Annotated in this window: 16 protein-coding genes; 7 read left to right on the forward strand and 9 right to left on the reverse strand. The window is 72.1% G+C overall.

Features of this window, described 5'->3' with window-relative positions; all coding sequences use genetic code 11:
• Positions 1-12: 12 nt before the first annotated feature.
• Positions 13-1,167: a cystathionine gamma-synthase gene (locus IG94_RS0110055; RefSeq protein WP_031033611.1), complete on the reverse strand. Its 1,155-nt coding sequence runs from the start codon at positions 1,165-1,167 to the stop codon at positions 13-15.
• A 97-nt stretch (positions 1,168-1,264) separates the two neighbouring features.
• Between IG94_RS0110055 and IG94_RS0110060 the strand changes: the two genes are divergently transcribed.
• Positions 1,265-2,383, forward strand: coding sequence for a hypothetical protein (locus tag IG94_RS0110060; RefSeq protein WP_031033614.1), 1,119 nt, complete (start codon positions 1,265-1,267; stop codon positions 2,381-2,383).
• 61 nt (positions 2,384-2,444) lie between these two features.
• On the opposite strand, the gene msrA is transcribed toward IG94_RS0110060, so the two are convergent.
• Complete coding sequence (gene msrA, locus IG94_RS0110065; protein ID WP_031033616.1) at positions 2,445-2,957, reverse strand: peptide-methionine (S)-S-oxide reductase MsrA; 513 nt, start codon at positions 2,955-2,957, stop codon at positions 2,445-2,447.
• Between the two features lie 216 nt (positions 2,958-3,173).
• Here msrA and IG94_RS0110070 point away from each other — a divergent pair, with 216 nt between their 5' ends.
• Both IG94_RS0110070 and IG94_RS0110075 read left to right on the forward strand, forming a co-directional pair.
• On the forward strand, positions 3,174-3,527 hold the full coding sequence (locus IG94_RS0110070; RefSeq protein WP_031033620.1) for a DUF6247 family protein: 354 nt from the start codon (positions 3,174-3,176) through the stop codon (positions 3,525-3,527).
• On the forward strand, positions 3,524-3,796 hold the full coding sequence (locus IG94_RS0110075) for a hypothetical protein (RefSeq protein WP_031033622.1): 273 nt from the start codon (positions 3,524-3,526) through the stop codon (positions 3,794-3,796). The genes IG94_RS0110070 and IG94_RS0110075 overlap by 4 nt, the downstream gene beginning before the upstream one ends.
• An 11-nt stretch (positions 3,797-3,807) precedes the next feature.
• Here the strand turns inward: IG94_RS0110075 and IG94_RS0110080 are convergent, their stop codons facing one another.
• Entirely contained in the window at positions 3,808-4,410 is a 603-nt protein-coding gene (locus IG94_RS0110080; protein ID WP_211269663.1) for a TetR/AcrR family transcriptional regulator, read from the reverse strand.
• A 181-nt stretch (positions 4,411-4,591) separates the two neighbouring features.
• On the opposite strand from IG94_RS0110080, the gene IG94_RS0110085 reads away from it, so the two are divergent.
• Complete coding sequence (locus IG94_RS0110085) at positions 4,592-5,623, forward strand: aldo/keto reductase (RefSeq protein ID WP_031033626.1); 1,032 nt, start codon at positions 4,592-4,594, stop codon at positions 5,621-5,623.
• Between the two features lie 163 nt (positions 5,624-5,786).
• Here IG94_RS0110085 and IG94_RS0110090 read toward each other — a convergent pair whose 3' ends face one another.
• The gene (locus IG94_RS0110090) at positions 5,787-6,827 is read right to left on the reverse strand and encodes an NAD(P)-dependent alcohol dehydrogenase (protein WP_031033628.1); all 1,041 of its coding nucleotides are present in this window, start codon (positions 6,825-6,827) and stop codon (positions 5,787-5,789) included.
• Positions 6,828-6,995: 168 nt separating this feature from the next.
• Between IG94_RS0110090 and IG94_RS0110095 the strand changes: the two genes are divergently transcribed.
• Positions 6,996-7,880, forward strand: coding sequence for a helix-turn-helix domain-containing protein (locus IG94_RS0110095; protein WP_051159387.1), 885 nt, complete (start codon positions 6,996-6,998; stop codon positions 7,878-7,880).
• 111 nt (positions 7,881-7,991) lie between these two features.
• Here IG94_RS0110095 and IG94_RS0110100 read toward each other — a convergent pair whose 3' ends face one another.
• Positions 7,992-8,594: a TetR/AcrR family transcriptional regulator gene (locus IG94_RS0110100; protein WP_031033633.1), complete on the reverse strand. Its 603-nt coding sequence runs from the start codon at positions 8,592-8,594 to the stop codon at positions 7,992-7,994.
• A gap of 96 nt (positions 8,595-8,690) precedes the next feature.
• Here IG94_RS0110100 and IG94_RS0110105 point away from each other — a divergent pair, with 96 nt between their 5' ends.
• On the forward strand, positions 8,691-9,473 hold the full coding sequence (locus IG94_RS0110105; RefSeq protein ID WP_031033636.1) for an MBL fold metallo-hydrolase: 783 nt from the start codon (positions 8,691-8,693) through the stop codon (positions 9,471-9,473).
• A gap of 151 nt (positions 9,474-9,624) precedes the next feature.
• Here the strand turns inward: IG94_RS0110105 and IG94_RS0110110 are convergent, their stop codons facing one another.
• Both IG94_RS0110110 and IG94_RS0110115 read right to left on the reverse strand, forming a co-directional pair.
• Complete coding sequence (locus tag IG94_RS0110110) at positions 9,625-10,869, reverse strand: L,D-transpeptidase (RefSeq protein WP_031033638.1); 1,245 nt, start codon at positions 10,867-10,869, stop codon at positions 9,625-9,627.
• 223 nt (positions 10,870-11,092) lie between these two features.
• Positions 11,093-11,446, reverse strand: a complete 354-nt coding sequence (locus IG94_RS0110115; protein WP_031033640.1) for a hypothetical protein — start codon at positions 11,444-11,446, stop codon at positions 11,093-11,095.
• A gap of 109 nt (positions 11,447-11,555) precedes the next feature.
• Between IG94_RS0110115 and IG94_RS0110120 the strand changes: the two genes are divergently transcribed.
• Entirely contained in the window at positions 11,556-11,900 is a 345-nt protein-coding gene (locus IG94_RS0110120) for a hypothetical protein (protein WP_031033643.1), read from the forward strand.
• Positions 11,901-11,990: 90 nt separating this feature from the next.
• Here IG94_RS0110120 and hutH read toward each other — a convergent pair whose 3' ends face one another.
• Both hutH and IG94_RS0110130 read right to left on the reverse strand, forming a co-directional pair.
• Positions 11,991-13,529, reverse strand: coding sequence for a histidine ammonia-lyase (gene hutH / locus IG94_RS0110125; protein WP_031033645.1), 1,539 nt, complete (start codon positions 13,527-13,529; stop codon positions 11,991-11,993).
• Positions 13,530-13,793: 264 nt separating this feature from the next.
• Complete coding sequence (locus IG94_RS0110130) at positions 13,794-14,942, reverse strand: GGDEF domain-containing protein (protein WP_031033647.1); 1,149 nt, start codon at positions 14,940-14,942, stop codon at positions 13,794-13,796.
• Positions 14,943-14,972: the final 30 nt, after the last annotated feature.

The raw sequence follows: 14,972 nt of genomic DNA on the forward strand, positions 1-14,972 counted from the left end.
CAGCCGGGGCACCTAGCCGAGTGCCTGCTGGAGGTCGGCCAGCAGGTCGTCGGCGTTCTCGATGCCGACCGACAGCCGCACCAGGTCGGCGGGCACCTCCAGGGCGGAGCCCGCCGCGGAGGCGTGCGTCATCCGGCCCGGGTGCTCGATCAGCGACTCGACGCCGCCCAGGGACTCGCCGAGCGTGAACACCTTCGCGCGGTCGCACACCTCGACGGCCGCCTGCTCGCCGCCCTCGACGCGGAACGACACCATGCCGCCGAACGCCTTCATCTGCTTGGCGGCGACCTCGTGCCCCGGGTGCTCCGGCAGCCCCGGGTACAGCACGCTCGTCACGCGCGCGTGCCGCGAGAGCATCTCGACGACCTTGGTCGCGTTCTCGCTGTGCCGGTCCATGCGCACCGCGAGCGTCTTGGTGCCGCGCAGCACCAGCCAGGAGTCGAAGGGCCCGGCGACCGCGCCCATCGAGTTCTGGTGGAAGGCCAGCTCCTCCCCCAGCTCCTGGTCGTCGACGATCAGCGCGCCGCCGACGACGTCCGAGTGACCGCCCATGTACTTGGTCAGGGAGTGCACGACGACGTCCGCGCCGAGCGCCAGCGGCTGCTGGAGGTAGGGCGTGGCGAAGGTGTTGTCGACGACGAGGCGCGCGCCGGCGTCCCGGGCGACCTGGGCCACGGCGGCGATGTCGGTGATCCCGAGGAGGGGGTTGGAGGGCGTCTCGACCCACACGGCCCTGGTCTTCGGGGTGAGCGCGGCCCGCACGGCCGCCGCGTCGCCCGTGTCGGCCACCGACCACTCCACGCCCCACTTGCCGGCGACCTTGGCGAAGAGCCGGAAGGTGCCGCCGTAGGCGTCGTTGGGGATGACCACGTGGTCGCCGGGGCGCAGCAGCGTACGCAACAGGCAGTCCTCGGCCGCCAGTCCGGACGCGAACGCCAGGCCCCGCCTGCCGGCCTCCAGGGCCGCGAGGTTCTCCTCCAGGGCGGTGCGGGTCGGGTTCGCGCTGCGGCTGTACTCGTAGCCGCCGCGCAGGCCGCCGACGCCGTCCTGCTTGTAGGTCGACACCTGATAGATGGGCGGTACGACCGCGCCCGTCAGGGGATCGGCGGTGTTGCCCGCGTGAATCGCGAGCGTCTCGAAGTGCTGACTGATGTGCCTGTCGCTCATGGGCACCGAGGGTAGCCGTGCGGAACGCTCCGCGCGTTTTCCACAGGTCCCCTGGACAGGTTCGCCAATTGTCGGCGGCGTCTGGTTCGCTTGAGACATGGAGATTCTCTGGGTCCTGATGGCCCTGGTCATGCTCGGCTTCGTGCTGCTGCAGATCTCGCGGCGGCGGCGCGGCGCGGTCGGTCTCGTCCCGCCGGGCCACCCGGACGCCGCCGACCCGGCGAACTACGGCTTCGCCCGCGAGGAGGAGCTGGACGTCCGGATGCCCGGTCCCGACCAGGACCTGCTGGACGTCCTGGACCTGGTGCAGCGCACGCAGGACTACCGGGGGGCGCAGCAGCTCCTCGCCGGCACCGAGGCGAAGGGCGAGCGGCGCTGGCAGCGCGTGCAGGCCTTCGCGGGCGCCGCGTCGCTGGAGCTGCGGCAGCGCCCCGGCGGCGTCGGGGAGGCGCCGGGCGGGCAGTGGCTGCGGGTGTGGCGGGCGGAGGCGCCCAAGGACGCGGGCGGCGCGGCGGTGCACGCCGAGTTCCTGGTGCAGCAGGCGTGGCGGACGGCGACGCCGGGCACGGACGACTTCCGGATCATCATGGAGGAGGCGAAGGCGGCCTGCGGCGAGGCGGCCCTCCTCGCGCCGGGGGACCCGGTGCCGTACATCGTCGAGCTGTCGGTGGCCCGCGGCCTCGGTTACCCGCGCGAGGAGTTCGAGCAGCTCTGGCTGAAGATCCTGGACCGCGCTCCGAACCACATGGGCGCCCACCTGGCCGCCCTGCAGTACTGGTGCGAGAAGTGGCACGGCTCCCGCGACCTGGCGTACTCGTTCGCTGAGGCGGCGGCCGCGCGCGCCCCGCAGGGCTCGCTCCTGGCGGCGATGCCGCTCTTCGCGGTCTTCGAGCACCTGCCCGAGGTCAACCTGGTCAGCGGTTTCTACCAGAGCGAGGTCGTCACCAAGGCCGTCCACGGCGCCCTGCACGCGGTGCACTCGGCCCGCCCGGACGACCCGATGCAGGCGCACGTGCGGCACCTTCTGATCTTCTTCCTGGTCCGCAGCGAGCGCTGGGCGGAGGCGATGAACCAGCTGACGGTCATAGACGGCCACGTGGGCGCACTGCCCTGGACCCTGTCAGCCGACCCGGCGGCGGAGTTCGCGGTCTACCGCGCGCTCGCGGTGGCGGGCTACGAGGCCAACGGCGGCAGCCCGGCGACGCTGCCGCACTGAGCGCCCACCACGCACGGCGGGGCGGCCCGGCCGGGCCGCCCCGCGCAGGCTCCCGGTGGCCTCAGCCCTCGGTGCGCACGGGCAGCCGCCACCCCGGACGCGGGAAGTGGCAGGTGTATCCGTTGGGGTAGCGCTGCAGGTAGTCCTGGTGCTCGGGCTCGGCCTCCCAGAAGGGGCCGACCGGCTCCACCTCGGTGACGACCTTGCCCGGCCACAGCCCGGAGGCGTCGACGTCGGCGATGGTGTCCTCGGCGATCCGCTTCTGCTCGTCGTCCACGTAGTAGATCGCCGAGCGGTAGCTGAGGCCGATGTCGTTGCCCTGGCGGTTCTCGGTGCTCGGGTCGTGGATCTGGAAGAAGAACTCCAGGATCGCGCGGTAGTCGGTCGCCTCGGGGTCGTAGACGATCTCGATGGCCTCGGCGTGTGTGCCGTGGTTGCGGTACGTCGCGTTCGGCACGTCACCGCCGGTGTAGCCGACCCGGGTCGCGGTCACGCCCGGGAGCCGTCGGATCAGCTCCTCCATGCCCCAGAAGCATCCGCCCGCGAGCACGGCCCTCTGTGTCTGCGCAGCCATAGCGGCCCTCCCATGTGTCTCGGCTCGATCGTGCGGGCCACCCGGCCCGCACGTCACCGGCCTCCTGCCCACGTCCGTGCAACGCGCGAAGCACCCCGACGATTCCATGCCGCCGGACGGACGTATCGGTTCTGCCTCACCCGTTTGAGCGGTAGGCGGGAACCAGCGGCGGATAGCCTGACGCGTGGGACCAGAATCGCGCCCATGGGAGTAGCCATGACCACCTCCGCCGCCGGGCAACCACTCATCCCCCAGCCCCCTGCGACGGTAGCCGCACTGCGTCAGGCCGTCGGACAGATCGCACCGGTGGCGCTGCCGGCGTTCACACGAGAGCTGGACCAAGCGGCGGACCAGTCCAGGCAGGGCTCGGATCTGGCACCCTTGCAACGGTTCATCGTCCAGTGGGCAACCTACGTCTACATCCAGCGCCAGCCGGCCCTGGCGGCGGACCTGCGCGCCTGGGAGGACCGGGCCGCGACGGGTGACGCGGACCAGGCACGCCGAGCCGCTGCGGAGATCGGACGCATCCTCGACGAGGCGCACGCCGCCGTCGGCCGTCCCTCCCGGTGATCATGGAGTGGCGGTGGGAGTACGACCCGGACCACGGGCACGTGGCAGGCGGCATCCCGGATTACGTCGTGGCGGAAGTTGAACGCCTGGCCGATCAGCTCATCGACCTGGCCAGTACGGGCGTCGACATTAGCGATCTCGGCAACGGGCCACGCCCGGGCGGGCTACGACGGATGGACGCGGCCGGCGGCTGGTTCTACTTCCTGGTCGCGCCTCGGGATCCGCTGGTCATCGTCGTCCGTATCGTCCCGCCGTTCGACGCGCTGTAGGCAGGCCGCGGTCAGTCCGTCTCGCGCAGGCCCGCTATCAGTACCCGTACCAGTTGCCGGGCGTCGTAGCGCGGGTCGGGGGTCTCCGCGCCGATGCAGAGGTTGCCGACGCCGCGCATGAGGGCGATGGGTTCCAGGTCGGTGCGGATCTCGCCGGAGGCGGTCGCGGCGGCGAGGAGGTCGGCGCAGACGGGGACGAGGCGGTCGAGGAAGTAGGCGTGGAGGGTCTCGAAGCCGGCGTTGTCGGACTGGAGGACCGCGGCGAGGCCGTGCTTGGTCACCAGGAAGTCGACGAACCGGTCGACCCAGCTCACGAGGGCGGCGTACGGGGTCGGGCTGCTCGCCAGCAGCGCCGGGCCGGCCTCGGCGCAGGCCTCCACCTGGTGCCGGTAGACGCCGATGATGAGGTCCGCCCGGGTCGGGAAGTGGCGGTAGATCGTGGCCGTTCCGACGCCGGCCTCGGCCGCGATGTCGCGCACGGGGGCCTCCACGCCCGACCTGACGAACACGGCGGCGGCCGCGTCGAGCAGGGTCTTCTCGTTGCGCCGGGCGTCCGCGCGCTTGGGCCGGGATCCGGCCTGCCCGGTCCCCGCCTCGCCGTCCTTCACCGTCATGTCCTCCCACCTGCGCCTTCGCTCGCCCGGCGTCGGTCACCCGGCTGCGCTTGATAAACGGGACATCGTTCCGTATCGTCGTACGAGTAAACGGGACGCGGTTCCGCTTGGTCTCTCATGATGCCAGAGCGTCGAGCCCGCCACCAAGTCATGCCCCCGGACTCTCCATGGAGGACACGTCATGCAGTACCGCCCCTTGGGCCGCACCGGTGTGCAGGTCAGCTCGCTCGCGCTCGGCGCCATGAACTTCGGCGGCATCGGGCGCACCACCCAGGACGAGGCCACCGCCCTCGTCGACGCCGCCCTGGAGGGCGGGATCAACCTCATCGACACCGCCGACTGGTACAGCGGCGGCGAGTCGGAGGAGATGGTCGGCAAGGCGATCGCCGGGCGCCGCGACGACATCGTGCTGGCCACGAAGGCCAACATGCCGATGGGCGACGACCCCAACCACCAGGGCTCCTCGCGCCGCTGGCTGGTCACCGAGCTGGACAACAGCCTGCGCCGCCTCGGGGTCGACCACGTCGACCTCTACCAGATCCACCGGTGGGACCCGAACACGAGCGACGAGGAGACGCTGTCCGCGCTCACCGACCTGCAGCGGGCGGGGAAGATCCGCTACTTCGGCTCCTCGACCTTCCCCGCGTACCGGATCGTCGAGGCGCAGTGGGCCGCCCGCGAGCACCGGCTGAGCCGCTACGTCACCGAGCAGCCCAGCTACTCCGTCCTCCAGCGCGGGGTCGAGAGCCACGTACTGCCCGTGGCCGAGCAGTACGGGCTCGGGGTGCTGGTGTGGAGCCCGCTGGCCTCGGGATGGCTGTCCGGCGCGGTGCGGGCGGGCCGGGAGGTCGCCACGCACCGGTCGGCGGTGCTCCCCGAGCGCTTCGACCCCGCGCTCCCCGCCAACCGGGCCCGGCTCGACGCCGTCGAGAAGCTCGCCGGGATCGCCGACGAGGCGGGGCTGACCATGATCCAGCTCGCGCTCGGCTTCGTCACCGCGCACCCGGCCGTCACCGGCGCGCTCATCGGGCCCCGCACCCTGGACCACCTGCACTCCCAGCTCGCCGCCGCCGGCACCGTGCTCTCCGACGACGTCCTCGACGCGATCGACGCCGTCGTCGCGCCCGGCACGGACCTCGCCGCGCACGAGAAGTTCGACGCCACGCCCGCGCTGCTCGACCCGTCGCTGCGACGCCGCCGGACGGCGCGCTGAGGGGCTGTGGCGGCCCGGAGGGGGCGGATACGCGTCCGCCCCGCCCGGACGCCGCCGACTGTGGCAGTGGCGGTACGACCGGAGCGGGGCGGACGGACGGGACCCGGCGGGCGGGGCGGACGGACGGGACCCGGCGGGCGGGTTGGCCTTCGCGGCCGGAGGATCAGATCGTCGCGGTGTCGATCACGAAGCGGTACCGCACGTCGCTGGCCAGGACGCGCTCGTAGGCCTCGTTGACCTCGGACGCGGCGATCAGCTCGATCTCGGCGCCGATGCCGTGCTCCGCGCAGAAGTCCAGCATCTCCTGGGTTTCGGCGATGCCGCCGATCATGGACCCGGCCAGGCCCTTGCCGCCGCCGAGCAGCGCGAAGAGGTTGAGCGAGATGGGCTCCTCGGGCGCTCCGACGTTCGCCAGGGTGCCGTGCGGGCGCAGCAGCCCGAGGTAGGCGGCGAAGTCGAGCGGGGCGGAGACCGTCGAGACGATCAGGTCGAAGCTGCCGGCCAGCTCCTGGAAGGTCGCCGGGTCGCTGGTGGCGTAGTAGTGGTCGGCGCCCAGCTTCAGGCCGTCGTCCTTCTTGCGCAGGGACTGCGACAGCACGGTCACCTCGGCGCCCAGGGCGTGCGCGAGCTTGACGGCCATGTGGCCGAGGCCGCCCAGGCCGACCACGGCGACCTTCTTGCCGGGGCCGGCGTTCCACCGCCGGAGCGGGGAGTACGTGGTGATGCCGGCGCACAGCAGGGGCGCGGCCTCGTCCAGGGAGATGCCCTCGGGGATGCCGAGGACGAAGTTCTCGTCCACGACGACCTTCTGCGCGTAGCCGCCGTAGGTGACCTCGCCGTCCCTGCCGACGGCGTTGTAGGTGCCGGTGTTGCCCTCGACGCAGTACTGCTCCAGGCCGGCCTTGCAGTACTCGCACTCGCGGCAGGAGTCGACCATGCAGCCGACGCCCACCCGGTCGCCGACGGCGAACCTGGTGACGCCGGGGCCGACCTCGGAGACCACGCCCGCGATCTCGTGGCCGGGGACCATCGGGAAGATGGCCTCACCCCAGCCCTCGCGGGCCTGGTGGATGTCGGAGTGGCAGATGCCGGCGAACTTGATGTCGATCAGGACGTCGTGTTCACGCACCTCGCGCCGCTCGATGGTGGTGCGCTCCAGCGGGGCCTTGGCGGCGGGGGCTGCGTACGCGGCGACAGTGGTCATGCCGGGGTCTCCGGAATTCTCTTGGCATCGACTGGGTGATGCCTCCACCGTGCCTGCCACCTGCGGATACACCCAGACCACGGTTTTGCGTACGTCCAGCGTGCGTACCACCGACGGGGACAGGCTCCCGTGCGTACGAACGGGAATACATCCGGTGATACTGGAAGCATGGATGGACAGCTTGACCGGCGAGCCGAACTGAGCGAGTTCCTGCGCACCCGCCGGGCCCGGCTGAAGCCGGAGGACGTGGGCCTGGAGTCCTTCGGGCGGCAGCGCCGGGTGCCCGGGCTGCGGCGGGAGGAGCTGGCGCAGCTGGCCGGGGTGTCGGTGGCCTACTACACCCGCCTGGAACAGGGCAACGGCCAGAACGTGTCGGCGGAGGTCCTGGACTCGATCGCCCGGGCACTGCGGCTGACCGACGCCGAGCAGGCGCACCTGACCCACCTGGCGAAGCCGAAGCAGCAGCGCAGGCGGGCGTCGTCGGGGGCGCGGACGCAGCAGCGGCCGGTGCGGGTGGCGCTGCTCCAGCTCCTGGAGTCGATCGACACGGTGCCGGCGTACGTGACGGGCCGCCGCTCGGACATCCTGGCCTGGAACCGGATGGCCGCGGCCCTCTTCGGCGACTGGGGCAAGCTGCCCGCCGCCGAGCGGAACTGGGCGCGGCTGGTCTTCCTGAACCCGGACTACCGCGAGCTGTTCATCGACTGGGACCAGAAGGCCTACGACATGGTCAGCTTCCTTCGCATGGACGCGGGCCGGCGCCCGGACGACCCGCGACTGTCGGCGCTGGTCGGCGAGTTGTCGGTGAAGAGCGACGAGTTCCGGCGGCTGTGGGCCACGCACGACGTCAAGGAGAAGAGCCACGGCGTCAAGCGCATGCGGCACCCGCTGGTCGGTGACCTGACCCTGTCCTTCGAGACGTTCCGCCTGATCGACGACGACGAACAGGCCTTCGTCACGTACCACGCCGAACCCGGCTCCCCCTCGGCGGACGCACTGCGCCTGCTGGCGAGCTGGGGCACGGACGCTGCGACGACCTCACTGCGGACGTGACGGAGCCGGCCGCGTACGCGCGGACGCGCGTCCCGGGCGACGGCACGCGGCGTGGTGGTCCAGCCGCAAGGCCGCAAGACCGCAAGGCGACGGTCTGGGGCCAGGGCCGGGTCAGGGCCGGGTCAGGGCCCGGTCGATCGCGCGGCGGGCGCGGGTCGCGGCCGCCCGGTCGTGCTGGAGCTGCATGGCCGCGTTCAGTGCCAGTCCGGCCGCGACGATCTCGAACAGCGCCTGGTCGACGTCGAACCCGGGCGGCAGCTCACCGCTCTCCACGGCGGCGGTCAGGTCGGCCCGCAGTTGCCCCCGCCAGCGCGACCACACCTCCGCCACCGCGTCGCGGACCCGGCCGGGGCGGCCGTCGTACTCGGTGAGCGCCGCGGTCATCAGGCAACCGCCGGGCAGCAGTGGTTCCTCCAGGTAGTCCACGGAGTTGGCGCACACCGCGCGCAGCCGCCGCAGACCCGGCGGCTCGGCCAGTGCGGGGTCGACCACCCGGTGCCAGAAGTCCACGAACGCCTTGTCCAGGGTGGAGATCTGGAGCGTCTCCTTGGTGCCGAAGTGCTTGTGCACCCCGGACTTGCTCATCTCCAGCTCTTCGGCGAGCCGGCCGATGGTGATGCCGTCCAGCCCCTCCTCGGAGGCGATCTCGGCGGCGCGGCCGAGAATCCGGCCCCTGGTGGCCTGCGCTTCGGCCGCTGAGCGTCGTGGTGACATCCGGCAAGGATAGCGCACGAGCGTTCGCTATTGATTTAGCGAACGCCCGTACGCTAATGTCCGGAAGCTCCACCGGAACGAACGAAGGGGTGCGAGATGCGGGTGCGACGACTGGGCTGGGCCGGGCTGGAGATCGAGGCGGGCGGGGAGCGCATGGTGATCGACTACGTGCGGGACCTCTCCCCGCTGTTCACGGGGTGGAAGCCCGGCGAAGGGCTGGCAGTGGCGAGTGGGGAGGCCCGCGCCGCGCTCGTCACCCACCTGCACCGGGACCACACCGACGCGTCCGCGCTCGCCTCCGCGCTGGCGCCGGGGGCACCGGTGCTGCGCCCGGCGCCCGGCCACGGCGACGACGTGGACAACGTGACGACGCTGGCGGCCGAGCGCGAGCTTGTGCTGCACCGGCTGGCCGTCGAGGTCGTGGACGTGTGGTCCACGTGCGACGTCGGGCCGTTCCGCGTCACGGCGGTCCCCTCCGTCGACGGGCTGGGCGACCCGCAGGTGAACTGGGTGGTGCGGGCCGACGGGCAGCGGATCTTCCACGGGGGCGACACCATGTTCCACGGCTACTGGTGGCTCGTCGCGCGGCGCTTCAGCCCGTTCGACGCGGTGTTCCTGCCCGCCAACGGCGCGGTGGTCGACGCGCCGCACCTGCGGCCGCCGAGTCCGCTGCCCGCCGCGCTGGACCCGCGGCAGGCCGCCGCGGCCGCGGAGATCCTCGACGCCCGCTACGCGGTGCCGATCCACTACGAGCCGGAGCAGCCGGACAAGATCGCGGGCTACGTCGAAGTCGCCGACCCGGAGACCGAGTTCCGCACGCACGCCGGGCGCCGCGCCCACGTGATGGCCGTCGGGGAATGGCTGGACCTGGCCACTTGAGGGGAGACCGGCCGCCCGGCCGGCCCCGGGGAAGCAGCACGCCGGCTGACACCCCGTCAACGTCTCGGCGCCGGACACGAGACAGCGCCTGCCGCCCCGGTGCGGGGCGGCAGGCGCTGTGCGGACGGCGTCCGGAGCGGGGGCGGGGCCGTCAGGCCGCCGAACCCGCCTTCCACTGGGCCCAGTCCATGTTCCAGCCGTTGAGGCCGTTGTCCGGGGCCACGGTCTTGTCGCCGGTGTTCTGGACGACGACCACGTCACCGACGATGGAGTTGTTGTAGAACCAGGCGCCCGGCGTGTCCGGGTCGTTCGCGCCCTTGGCGTCCTCCAGGCCGACGCAGCCGTGGCTGGTGTTGGCCTGGCCGAAGATGCCCTTGCCCCAGTAGTTGCCGTGGATGAAGGTGCCGGAGGTGCTCAGCCGCATGGCGTGGGGCACGTCCTTGATGTCGTACTCGCCCTTGCCGTCGTCGTCGGTGAAGCCGACGGTCGAGCCGTCCATCCGGGTCTCCTTGTACTTCTCGGAGATAACCATCTGGCCTTCGTAGGTCTTGTTGTCCGGGGAACCGGCGGAGATCGGGATGGTCTTGACCGTCTTGCCGTCCTGCGTGACCTTCATCTGCTTGGTCTTGGCGTCGACGTAGGAGACCTGGTTGCGGCCGATCTTGAAGGTGACCGTCTTCTGCTGGACGCCGTAGACGCCGTCGGCGCCCTCGACCCCGTCGAGCGCCAGCTTCAGGGTGACGGTGGAGTTCTCCTGCCAGTAGTTCTCGGGGCGGCAGTCCATGCGCTGGGTGCTGAACCAGTGGCAGGCCACCTCCTCGCCGCTGCTGGTGTTGACCGTGATGGCCTTCTGGACGGCGGCCTTGTCGGTGATCTCCTTGTCGAAGCTGATCGACACGGGCATGCCGACACCGACGGTCTTGCCGTCGTCCGGGGTGAAGGTGCCGATGAAGCTGTTCTCGGGGGAGACCGTGGTGAACGAGGAGTTCTCGTGGGCGGCGCGGCCGTCGGAGTCCTTCGCGGTCGCGGCGATCTGGTACTTGGTGGCGCGCTCCAGCTGCCCGCTGGGCTTCCAGCTCGTCTTGTCGGCGGATATCTCGCCGTCGACCTCGGTGCCGTCCGAGGCGGTCATCTTCACCTCGGTGAGCGTGCCCTTGCTCACGGTGACACCGGCGGAGTTGTTGATGGACGCGTTGTCCGAGCCGCCCTTGGGCGTGATCTTTATCTGGGCCTCGGACTGCTTCTTGGCCGCCGCCTCGTCGACCTCGGCCTGAGAGGTGTTCCCGTCCCCGCCGGAGGTGTCGGCGTCACTACTGGAACATGCCGAGAGCACCAGCACACCGCCGAGCAGTGCGGACGCGGCCGCCAGGCCCTTGCGCCGCTTACCGTCCGTCATCACACGCTTCTCCATCGTTGCCGATCCCGAAAACCCCGGATACCCCGTCAATAACTTTCAACGCTACGACCGGTTCGTCCCGTTCCACATCGATCACAGGTGTGGGGCACGCCACGTTCGCCACGGGGGCGAGGGGTGCGCGGGGTCGGTCAGTGCTCCCCGTGAGACGACCGAACCCCGGGTGGCGGTTGCCGCCCGGGGCCGGAATTTTTCCCACGCGGCGTCAGCCGACCCGCAGTCCGTCGTCGTCCGGGTCGTTCTCGTCGTCATCATCCTCGCCGAGGTCCCACGCGGGCGAGTCGGGGTCGTAGTCGATCCGCTCGCTGCTCCAGGAGGCCTGCTGGAGTTCGACCCCCGGCACGGCACTGACCAGGTCGAAGGGGTCGACGAGATGAGCGAGGGCCTCGGCCGTGTCCTCCGTCACAGCCCGCTCGGAGTGGGCCCGCTCCGCGTCCGAGAGGTCGGTGTCGTCGGCGAGGGCCTGCAGCGCGGCCCCGGTCACGGCCTCGTCGTCGCCGACCTCGAGGACGAGCTCGACGCGAATACGCACATGTCGTGATGTCTCTGGAGTGCTCATGCCCGGAGCGTAAGGCCGAGGGCTCCCGTGACTTTCCTGTGACCCGCGACTTTCACTAACATCTGCTCACACGGCCAATTAGCCAGCGCCACAAGGGGATCGATATTCCGTGTCATCCGCCCGCCGTCCGTTGCTGACCGCCGCCGCCGCGGGGGGCCTCCTGTGCGCCCTGTGGTTCGTGCCGTCGGCGAACGCGACACCCGACACTCCCGTGCTCGAGTCCGCGGCCGCGACCCCGTCCTCGCAGGTCACGGCACAGGCCAGAGCGGCGTCCACGGACACCGCGGCCAACCGCACCACCCTGTCCGGCACGTCCGGCGACGCGGGCACGACCCGCCTGGCCGACACCGGCAGCTTCGACAGCACGCCGTACGTCGTCGGCGGCGCCCTCTGCCTGAGTCTGGGCGCGGGCTTCGTCGGCTACTCGGTACGCCGGGAGCGCCTCGGTCTCTGACCGGCTCCCGTACCGGTACGCACGTCCACACATCCCGAGGGGCCCCGTCCTGCCGACAGGGCCCCTCGGTCTGCCTGCCGGCCCGTCCGCCTACCGCAGCGGTCCGGTGACCGTCTCCGCCGCCGCGACCAGGTGCCCGCCCCGCACGAAGGCCTCCGCCGCGGCAAGGTCGGGCGACAGGTGGCGGTCCGGGCCTGGCCCCCCGACACCGGCCGCCCGTACGGCGTCGACGACGGCCCGGGAGGCAGGGGCCGGGGTGAGTCCCTCGCGCAGCTCGACCGCGCGCGTGGCGGCGTACAGCTCGACGGCGATCACGCGGGCGAGGTTGTCGACGGCCGTGCGCAGCTTCCGCGCCGCCGACCAGCCCATGGAGACGTGGTCCTCCTGCATCGCGGAGGACGGGATGGAGTCCGCCGACGCCGGTACGGCGAGCCGCTTCAGCTCGCCGACCAGGGCGGCCTGGGTGTACTGGGCGATCATCAGACCGGAGTCGACACCGGCGTCGTCGGCGAGGAACGGCGGCAGGCCGTGGCTGCGGTTCTTGTCGAGGAGCCGGTCGGTGCGGCGCTCGGTGATGGAGCCGAGGTCGGCGACGGCGACGGCGAGGAAGTCCAGGACGTAGGCGACGGGGGCGCCGTGGAAGTTGCCGTTGGACTCCACCCGGCCGTCGGGCAGGACCACCGGGTTGTCGACGGCCGCCGCCAGCTCGCGTTCGGCGACGAGGCCCGCGTGGGCCATCGTGTCGCGTCCGGCGCCCGCGACCTGCGGGGCGCAGCGCACCGAGTAGGCGTCCTGGACGCGGGGCGCGTCGTCCTGGTGGTGCCCGGTCAGGCCCGAACCTTCGAGTACGGCCGCCATGTTGGCGGCGCTGGCGGCCTGCCCCGGGTGCGGGCGGATGGCGTGCAGCTCGGGGGCGAGCACACGGTCGGTGCCGAGCAGGGCCTCCATGGTCAGCGCGGCGGTGACGTCGGCGGACTTGTACAGGGTGTCGAGATCGGCGAGGGCCATGACCAGCATGCCGAGCATGCCGTCCGTGCCGTTGAGGAGGGCGAGCCCCTCCTTCTCGCGCAGCTCGACGGGGGCGATGCCGTGCGCGGCGAGCAGGTCACCGGCCGGCCGCACGGTGCCGTCGGGCCCTTCGGCGTCGCCCTCGCCCATGAGAGTGAGCGCGCAGTGCGAGAGCGGGGCCAGGTCGCCGGAGCAGCCCAGGGAGCCGTACTCGTGCACGACCGGGGTGATCCCGGCGTTGAGCACGTCGGCCATGGTCTGCGCGACCTCGGGGCGCACGCCGGTGCGTCCGGAGCAGACGGTCTTCAGCCGCAGGAACATCAGCGCCCGGACCACCTCGCGCTCGACGCGCGGCCCCATTCCGGCGGCGTGCGAGCGGACGATGTTGCGCTGCAGCTGCGCGCGCAGGTCGGGGCTGATGTGGCGGGTCGCCAGGGCACCGAATCCGGTGCTCACCCCGTACACGGGGTCCGGCTTGGCGGCCAGCGCGTCCACGATCTCGCGGGCCGCGGCCAGGGCGGCCACCGCCTCGCCGGAGAGCTCGACCCGGGCGCCCGCGCGCGCCACGGCGAGCACGTCGGACGCGGTGACCCCCGACGTCCCCACCACCACAGTGTGCATATCCATATTCAGGAGCGTACGCAGTGAATTCAACGATGTCACGAGAGGTACGCCGCCGGATACGTCACTACCGGGAAGGGGGTGCACCCCTTACGACACGCACCCCGTACGACAACGACAGGTACGGCAGGTACGACAGGGCACACCCCACGGCACGCACTCCGCATGGCATGCACCCGTACGGCATGCACCCTTACGCGGCGATTCCCGCGACGCGCGCCCCGCCCCGCTCACCACGCGCACCCCGCTCACGACGCGCGCCCGCTACGGCGAGTGCCGCCCCCGGAAGCGCCTGCGCTCCCCGTCCTCCTCCCGCGACGGTTCGTCCGCGAGCCGCACGACGGGGTCGTCGGGCCCCTCGCGGCCCGCGACGACCGGCCCGGCGGACCGCTCGGCCTTGGCCCGGTACTGAGCCGCGTCGGCGAGCCGGAACAGCCGGCGGGCGGAGCGCACGGGCCCGACCGGGTCCTCCGTGGACGCGACACCGCAGGCCACCCCGTCGCCGAGCTCCAGCTCGGCTGCCCGGCGGCACAGCTCCTCGGCGGCCTTGACCACCGCGTCGGCGGCGGGGCCGACCGCGAGCAGACAGAACTCGTCCCCGCCGAGCCGCGCGGCCAGCGCTCCCGGGAGCATCGCCCCGCACAGCGAGAGCACCGAGCCGAAACGTTCCAGCAGCCGGTCGCCCACAGCGTGCCCGTGCGTGTCGTTGACCCGCTTGAGGCCGTTCAGGTCGCACACGACGAGGCTGACGACGACGCCCTCCCCGCGGTGCCGCTCGACGGCCTCGTCCAGCGCGGCGTCGACGGCCCTGCGGTTGGCCAGCCCGGTGAGCGCGTCCGTGTAGGCCAGCCTGCGGACCTCCTCAAGGCGCTCGGTCTGCGCGATCCCGGCGGCCACGACCGAGGCCAGCACGGTGGCGAAGTCCGCGTCGGCCCGCTCGAAGACCCGCTCCCCCACCGGACGGGCCGCGTACAGCTCGCCCCAGGCCCGTCCGTGCAGCACGATGGGCGCGACCACGCAGCAGCCCCGGCCCCGGCGGCGCAGGGCGGCGACCCGCTGGTGCACATACCCGGGGCGTCCCGCGGCGGGCCCCTCGGCGGTCTCGACCCAGGCGTCGGGCTCGCCGCCACCGGCCCAGCGCTCGTGCAGGAACTCGGTGATCTCCGCGAACTGGTGCACCGGGTAGGACTCGTCCTCCGGGAACTCCTCCTCGCCCTCGGCACGCCCGCCGACGTTGACCAGGACCCGGAGCCGACCCAGATCCCGCTCCCAGACCGACAGCGCGGCGAAGCTGCCGCCCAGCGCCGCGCAGGCCCCGAGAGCCGCCGCCCGCCACACCTCCCGGGAGGTGTGCGCGGCGGCCATGCCCTGCGCCAGTGCCACCACGGCCGCGAGCCGCCTGTCGTCGCCCATCACTCCAGGCTAGGGAGATTTACCAGAAAA

The sequence above is a fragment of the Streptomyces olivaceus genome (assembly GCF_000721235.1).
Lineage (GTDB): Bacteria > Actinomycetota > Actinomycetes > Streptomycetales > Streptomycetaceae > Streptomyces > Streptomyces olivaceus.

What these genes read in the sequence shown, in the direction of transcription:
- IG94_RS0110055 (WP_031033611.1), bottom strand. Translation starts at nt 1,167, where the DNA reads ATGAGCGACAGGCACATCAGTCAGCACTTCGAGACGCTCGCGATTCAC.
- IG94_RS0110060 (WP_031033614.1), top strand. Translation starts at nt 1,265, where the DNA reads ATGGAGATTCTCTGGGTCCTGATGGCCCTGGTCATGCTCGGCTTCGTG.
- msrA (WP_031033616.1), bottom strand. Translation starts at nt 2,957, where the DNA reads ATGGCTGCGCAGACACAGAGGGCCGTGCTCGCGGGCGGATGCTTCTGG.
- IG94_RS0110070 (WP_031033620.1), top strand. Translation starts at nt 3,174, where the DNA reads ATGACCACCTCCGCCGCCGGGCAACCACTCATCCCCCAGCCCCCTGCG.
- IG94_RS0110080 (WP_211269663.1), bottom strand. Translation starts at nt 4,410, where the DNA reads ATGACGGTGAAGGACGGCGAGGCGGGGACCGGGCAGGCCGGATCCCGG.
- IG94_RS0110085 (WP_031033626.1), top strand. Translation starts at nt 4,592, where the DNA reads ATGCAGTACCGCCCCTTGGGCCGCACCGGTGTGCAGGTCAGCTCGCTC.
- IG94_RS0110090 (WP_031033628.1), bottom strand. Translation starts at nt 6,827, where the DNA reads ATGACCACTGTCGCCGCGTACGCAGCCCCCGCCGCCAAGGCCCCGCTG.
- IG94_RS0110095 (WP_051159387.1), top strand. Translation starts at nt 6,996, where the DNA reads ATGGATGGACAGCTTGACCGGCGAGCCGAACTGAGCGAGTTCCTGCGC.
- IG94_RS0110100 (WP_031033633.1), bottom strand. Translation starts at nt 8,594, where the DNA reads ATGTCACCACGACGCTCAGCGGCCGAAGCGCAGGCCACCAGGGGCCGG.
- IG94_RS0110105 (WP_031033636.1), top strand. Translation starts at nt 8,691, where the DNA reads ATGCGGGTGCGACGACTGGGCTGGGCCGGGCTGGAGATCGAGGCGGGC.
- IG94_RS0110110 (WP_031033638.1), bottom strand. Translation starts at nt 10,869, where the DNA reads ATGACGGACGGTAAGCGGCGCAAGGGCCTGGCGGCCGCGTCCGCACTG.
- IG94_RS0110115 (WP_031033640.1), bottom strand. Translation starts at nt 11,446, where the DNA reads ATGAGCACTCCAGAGACATCACGACATGTGCGTATTCGCGTCGAGCTC.
- hutH (WP_031033645.1), bottom strand. Translation starts at nt 13,529, where the DNA reads ATGCACACTGTGGTGGTGGGGACGTCGGGGGTCACCGCGTCCGACGTG.
- IG94_RS0110130 (WP_031033647.1), bottom strand. Translation starts at nt 14,942, where the DNA reads ATGGGCGACGACAGGCGGCTCGCGGCCGTGGTGGCACTGGCGCAGGGC.